At 70.9% G+C, this 6106-nt stretch carries 7 protein-coding genes; 4 read left to right on the forward strand and 3 right to left on the reverse strand.

Translation table 11 applies throughout. The features are described from left to right. Positions 1 to 40 precede the first annotated feature (40 nt). The gene (locus tag AB0O67_RS18445; protein ID WP_365451244.1) at positions 41 to 835 is read left to right on the forward strand and encodes an RNA polymerase sigma factor SigF; all 795 of its coding nucleotides are present in this window, start codon (positions 41 to 43) and stop codon (positions 833 to 835) included. 12 nt (positions 836 to 847) lie between these two features. On the opposite strand, the gene AB0O67_RS18450 is transcribed toward AB0O67_RS18445, so the two are convergent. Beyond that, positions 848 to 1183, reverse strand: coding sequence for an ANTAR domain-containing protein (locus tag AB0O67_RS18450; protein WP_365451245.1), 336 nt, complete (start codon positions 1181 to 1183; stop codon positions 848 to 850). 125 nt (positions 1184 to 1308) lie between these two features. Between AB0O67_RS18450 and AB0O67_RS18455 the strand changes: the two genes are divergently transcribed. Beyond that, positions 1309 to 2112, forward strand: coding sequence for a VOC family protein (locus tag AB0O67_RS18455; RefSeq protein ID WP_365451247.1), 804 nt, complete (start codon positions 1309 to 1311; stop codon positions 2110 to 2112). A gap of 30 nt (positions 2113 to 2142) precedes the next feature. On the opposite strand, the gene glgX is transcribed toward AB0O67_RS18455, so the two are convergent. After that, positions 2143 to 4299: a glycogen debranching protein GlgX gene (gene glgX / locus AB0O67_RS18460; protein ID WP_365451249.1), complete on the reverse strand. Its 2157-nt coding sequence runs from the start codon at positions 4297 to 4299 to the stop codon at positions 2143 to 2145. After that, entirely contained in the window at positions 4296 to 4808 is a 513-nt protein-coding gene (locus tag AB0O67_RS18465; protein WP_365451251.1) for a pep a2, read from the reverse strand. Before AB0O67_RS18465 ends, glgX begins: the two co-directional genes overlap by 4 nt. Positions 4809 to 5106: 298 nt before the next feature. On the opposite strand from AB0O67_RS18465, the gene AB0O67_RS18470 reads away from it, so the two are divergent. Together AB0O67_RS18470 and AB0O67_RS18475 are read left to right on the forward strand one after the other, a co-directional pair. Further along, positions 5107 to 5403, forward strand: a complete 297-nt coding sequence (locus AB0O67_RS18470) for a DUF5133 domain-containing protein (protein WP_365451253.1) — start codon at positions 5107 to 5109, stop codon at positions 5401 to 5403. A gap of 71 nt (positions 5404 to 5474) precedes the next feature. Continuing rightward, the coding region (locus AB0O67_RS18475) for a maltotransferase domain-containing protein (RefSeq protein ID WP_365451255.1) at positions 5475 to 6106 on the forward strand (632 nt) is incomplete at its 3' end.

Consider the following 6106-nt stretch of genomic DNA (forward strand, 5'->3'; position numbering starts at 1 on the left):
GGTGTCTGTCCACCCGGCACCTGCTGAGGGAGGCGCGCACATGCGTACCGCCAGCAGAACGAAGCAACACCCCCACGACGACGCACCCGACACGGCCGCCGATTTCGTGCGCCTGCGGAAGCTGCCGGACGGCCCGGAGCGCAAGGCGCTGCGGGACGAACTGGTCAGGGTCTGGCTGCCCATGGCGGAGCGGATCGCCGTGCGCTTCCGGGGCCGCGGCGAGGCCCTGGAGGATCTCTACCAGGTCGCCGCCCTCGGTCTGGTCAAGGCCGTCGACCACTACGACCCGGAACGCGGCCGCGCCTTCGAGGCATACGCCGTGCCGACGGTCACCGGCGAGATCAAGCGCCACTTCCGTGACCACATGTGGACGCTGCACGTCCCGCGCCGCGTCCAGGACCTGCGGAACCGGGTACGGCGTGCCACGAAGGAGCTCTCCCAGACCACCCCCGGCCGACCCCCCACCATCGCCGAGATCGCCGCGTACGCGGAACTCAGCGAGGACGAGGTGCGCACCGGCATGGAGGCCTTGGAGTGCTTCACGGCGCTGTCCCTGGAAGCCGAGATGCCCGGGACCGACGGCTACGCCCTCGCGGACGCGATCGGCGGACTGGACCCGAGCTACGACATCGTGGTGGACCGGGTCGCCGTGGCGCCCTGTCTCCAGGCCCTGCCGGAGCGCGAGCGGACCATCCTCTATCTGCGCTTCTTCCAGGGGATGACACAGAGCTGCATCGCGCAGCAGCTGGGCATCTCGCAGATGCACGTCTCCCGGCTGCTCACCGCCTGCTTCGCCAGGCTGCGCGAGGAACTGCTCGCGGGGACACCCCGCTGAGGCCAGGACCAGTCACCCCTGCGGAGGTGCACCGGGGATCTGTGTCGGACCGTAGCGGTCCAGGGCGTCCTCCAGCTCGGCGCGGATCCCCGGGGGCATCTCCCCCTCGCGGCCCCAGGTCAGCACCAGCTCCGCGACCGTGCGGAGCTTGGTGTTCGTGTGCTGGGAGACCTCCTTCAACACCGCCCATCCCTCGTCCGGCGTCACCCTTCCGAGTGCCACCATCATGCCGATCGCCTGGTCGACCACGGCATGCGAACAGACGGCCTCCTTGAGCTGGACGATCTCGTCCTCCAAGGCCCGGAGCCGGTCGGTGTCGCCGGCGGGCTCGTGCGGTATTCCTGCCATCCCCCCATCCTCCCCATTGGGACTGACGCCTGCCACCGGGGTACTCGGCAGGCGCCATGACCGGTTCCGGTTGGACACTGGTGTCGAACCGGTGGCTGCCGGTCGACGAGACCAGGACGACTGCCATGCAACATGACACGACACCCACGGCCCGCGCGACGGACGTGGTCTCCACGAACGACGCCTTCGGTGCGCCCTGCTGGGTGAGCCTCACCAGCCGGGACGTCCGCGCCACCGAGGAGTTCTACACCGCCGTGCTGGGCTGGGAGTGGCGGAAGGCCAAGCTCGGCGACCACTTCCGGATCGCGCTGGTGGACGGGGCGCCGGTGGCCGGAATCGCCGCGGTCGCCGCCATGTGGCAGATGGCCGTCGCCTGGACGCCCTACTTCGCCGTCCCCAGCGCGGACCTCGCGGTGGCCAGAGCGCAGGAGCGCGGCGGTACGGCGGCGGTCGGACCCATCTCGCTGCCGCCGGGCCGGGCGGCGCTGCTCGCCGACCGGGACGGCGCGACCTTCGGCATCTGGGAGGGTGAGCTGGTCACCGACTGGGAGACCTGGCACCGCGCCGCGCCGGCCTTCATCCGGCTGCACACCCGGGACGCCTTCGACGCCGCGATCTTCTACGGCGAGGTCCTTGAGTGGGCCTCGGCGGCCCGCGGCTGCTGCGAGATCAACTACGAGGGCGAGGAGGTCGTCCTGCGCAGCGGAGGCGATGTGGTGGCCCGTATCGAGTCCGGCGCCCTGGGAGCGGCTCCCGATCCGACGATCCGCCCGCACTGGCAGATCCACTTCGCCGTCGCCGACGTGGCGGAATGCGTCCGGGCGGCGGAACACCACGGCGGCAGCGTGCTGCGCATGAGCGCCGAGGAGGCGGTGCTGCGCGACCCCGACGGGGCGCAGTTCACGGTGACGTCGCGCCGGGCGCCGTGAGGGCCTCCCGGCGCGGGCACCGGGCGCCGCCTACGAGGGTGGCGCGCTCCGTGACGGCCGGGACAGCAGGACGAGGCTGCGCGCCTCCACCGTGAGGGTGGTCGCCGCCTTGTGCTCGGTCTCGTCCGGCGGCCCCTCGGGGTCGGCGGTGTCGATGAGGGTGGTCCAGCGTTCGCCGTACGTGCTGTCCGGGAGCCGGAAGTCCACCGGCTCCCAGTAGCTGTTGAGCAGCAGCAGGAAGGAGTCGTCGACCACGCGGCGCCCGTAGGCGTCGGGCTCGGCGATGGCGTCGCCGTTGAGGAAGACACCGACGGTGTGCGCGTCGGAGCGCTGCCAGTCCTCGTCCGCCATCTCGGTCGCGTCCGGCTGCAGCCACACCAGGTCCGGCAGCGGCTGCCCGGCGTGCCTGACCGTCTCGCCCCGGAAGAAGCGCCGCCGGCGCAGCACCGGGTGGGCGGCGCGCAGCGCGATGACGTACCGCGTGAAGTCCCGCAGCTCCCGCTGCTCACCGGTCAGCCGCCAGTCGATCCAGGAGACCTCGTTGTCCTGGCAGTAGGCGTTGTTGTTGCCGCCCTGGGTGCGCCCGATCTCGTCGCCGTGACAGAGCATGGGGATGCCCTGGGACAGCAGCAGGGTGGCGAGGAAGTTGCGCTGCTGGCGGGCACGCAGGGCGAGCACCCCCGCGTCGTTCGTGTCGCCCTCGGCGCCGCAGTTCCAGGAGCGGTTGGCGCTCTCGCCGTCCCGGTTGCCCTCGCCGTTGGCCTCGTTGTGCTTGTCGTTGTACGACACGAGGTCGCGCAGGGTGAATCCGTCGTGCGCGGTGACGAAGTTGACGCTGGCGCGGGGGCGGCGCCTGCTGTGCTGGTACAGGTCGGAGGAGCCGGTCAGCCGGGACGCGAACTCGCCGAGCGTGTGTTCCTCGCCGCGCCAGAAGTCCCGTACGGCGTCGCGGTACATGCCGTTCCACTCCGACCACAGCGGCGGGAAGTTGCCCACCTGGTAGCCGCCCTCGCCGACGTCCCAGGGTTCGGCGATCAGCTTGACCCTGCTGATGACGGGGTCCTGCTGAATCAGGTCGAAGAACGCCGACAGCCGGTCCACCTCGTGGAACTGCCGCGCCAGCGTGGCCGCGAGGTCGAAGCGGAAGCCGTCGACATGCATCTCGGTGACCCAGTAGCGCAGCGAGTCCATGATCAGCTGGAGCACGTAGGGGTGCCGCATGAGCAGGCTGTTGCCGGTGCCGGTGGTGTCGTAGTAGTGCCGCCAGTCCCCGTCGACGAGGCGGTAGTACGAGGAGTTGTCGATGCCCCGGAAGGAGAGCGTGGGGCCCTTCTCGTTGCCCTCGGCGGTGTGGTTGTAGACCACGTCGAGGATCACTTCGAGCCCGGCCGCGTGCAGCGCCTTGACCATCGACTTGAACTCGGTGACCTGCTGGCCCCGGGTGCCGTGCGCGGCGTAGGCGTTGTGCGGAGCGAAGAATCCGATCGTGTTGTAGCCCCAGTAGTTGGCCAGACCGCGGTCCTGGAGCACACCGTCCTGCACGAACTGGTGCACCGGCATCAGCTCGACCGCCGTCACGCCCAGCGAGCCGAGGTGCGACACGACGGCGGGATGCGCGAGTCCCGCGTAGGTGCCGCGCAGCTCGGGCGGCACGTCGGGGTGCGTGCGGGTCAGTCCGCGCACGTGCGCCTCGTAGATCACCGTGTCGGCGTACGGCCGTCCGAGTGGGCGGTCGTCGCCCCAGTCGAACGCCGGGTCGGTGACCACGCCCAGCATGGTGTGCCCGGCGCTGTCGGCCGGGTCGGGCCCGGACGCCGCGCGCTCGTACAGCGAGGGGTGGTTGTCGAACTGTCCGTCCACGGCCTTGGCGTACGGGTCGAGCAGCAGCTTCGCGGGGTTGCAGCGCTGACCGGCGGACGGGTGCCAGGGCCCGTGCACCCGGTAGCCGTACCGCTGGCCGGGCTTGATGTCGGGCAGGTAGCCGTGCCAGACGAAGCCGTCGACCTCGGTCAGGGGGACGTCGCGGTGGTTGCCGCGGTCGTCGACCAGGACGAGGTCGACGCGTTCGGCGACCTCGCTGAACAGCGCGAAGTTCGTGCCCTTGCCGTCGTGGGACGCGCCCAAGGGATAGGGGTGCCCGCTCCACGCGGGCACCCCGTCCTTGCCGTTCGGCTTCTTCTTCGTCACCGCGCGTCCTCCAGGGCGCCGTCGGCCGGCAGCATCGGGGTGGCGAGGGCGGCGACCGGCGTCTCGCGGGGCACCTGCAGCCCCTCGCGCAGATCGGGGGCGGGCGCCTTCGGCACCAGCGGGACGCGCTCGCCGGCGCGGGCCCGCTGCGAGAACCAGATGACCTTGCTGCCGGTCTCGGTGGCGCAGCAGCCCCAGCCGTCGCTCATCGCGGCGATGTGCTCCAGGCACGCCCGCAGATCGAGGTCGGGGCGGAGTGCCTGGTCGTTGTCACCGACGGCGGTGATCAGGTGCTGGCCGTTCCACCACATCTCGATGGATGTGTGCTTGTCCGTCGCGTGCTCGTCGATAGCCTTCAGCAGCAGCTCGGCGCTGCCGCAGACGGGCTTGACCAGCGGGTCGAGGTCCCAGTACTTCAGGTGTGCCGCGAGGATGCGGCTGACCTGTCCAACGCGTTCCGGGCTGACTTCCACGTCGAGGTGGTAGTAGCAGGGCACTGCGGTCTTCATCGTGGCTCCTCACCGGCGAGGCTCTCGCACCCTCGCCCTCGCAAGCCGATCCCCGAACACGAAGCGTGAGCACTGTTCGCTTCCGAGTCACAACAACAGTGCGGGTGCTAGTCCATTCGTGCAACACGAGCGAACCACCGTGATGGTTGAAGCTCTAACAAGACGCTGGGTCGCCGCACGTGCACCATGAGTGAAGGTGCCTCGATCGCCGTAACGGATCCGTGCCCCCTCGCGGGCACGGCCGCCGGCCCGACCGTCGGGAACGTGCCCATCGAGCGCCCGGAAGGTGAACGGCGCCATGCTGCTACCAGCCAGAGCCGAGGTCACCCGGCAGCTGCGGCGGTACCGGGCCTGGGAGCGTGCGACGCTCGCGGCCCCCACCGACAGCGCGGTGCGGACCGGCTTCGAGGACTCGGGCTACACCCTCTGCGTGCTGATGGGAAAGCGCTGCGCGCGTGAGGCCGCCGAGGCGGCCGAGCGCTACTTGCGCACGACGCTGGCCACCTACCTGCGGGACGAGACCTGCCGACCGCGTCCGGGCCGGGTCCCCCGGAGGGGACCTCCCTCGGGAAAGCGTTCCCGGGCGGGGCTCTAGCCCCCTTTTCAGGTGCAGTATCCCGAGCCGGGCCGAGGGGCCCGGCTTCGAGTACGACGGAGGTGAGACCCATGAGTACGACTGAGGCCATCGGCCGCATTCCGGTCCGGGACGTCCATCCCGCCGTGGAGTGCGGCAGGCGCCCGGCGAAGGCCGTGCCCGGAGAGACGTTCCAGGTCACGGCCACCGTGTTCCGCGAGGGACATGACGCGGTCGCCGCCAATGTCGTCCTGCGGGATCCCGAGGGCCGACCCGGCCCCTGGACACCGATGCGCGAACTCGCCCCCGGCACCGACCGCTGGGGCGCCGAGGTCACTCCGGACGCCGTGGGCCTGTGGACGTACTTTGTCGAGGCGTGGAGCGATCCGGTCACCACCTGGCGGCACATCGCCGGGATCAAGGTGCCGGCGGGCATCGACACCGGGCTGGTCCTCGAAGAGGGCGCCGAACTGTACGAGCGGGCCGCCGCGAAAGTGCCCGAACGCGCGGCCCGCAAGGTCGTCCTCGCCGCGGCTCGGACCCTCCGGGACGACTCGCTGCCGGTCGCCACCCGCCTCGCGGCGGCGCTGACGCCGGAGGTGGACGGGGTGCTCGCGCGGTATCCGCTGCGGGAGTTGGTGACCGCGTCGCAGCCGCTGCCGCTGCTGGTGGAGCGGGAGCGGGCACTGTTCGGGTCCTGGTACGAGTTCTTCCCCCGCTCCGA

The organism is Streptomyces sp. NPDC086077 (assembly GCF_040686175.1).
Lineage (GTDB): Bacteria > Actinomycetota > Actinomycetes > Streptomycetales > Streptomycetaceae > Streptomyces.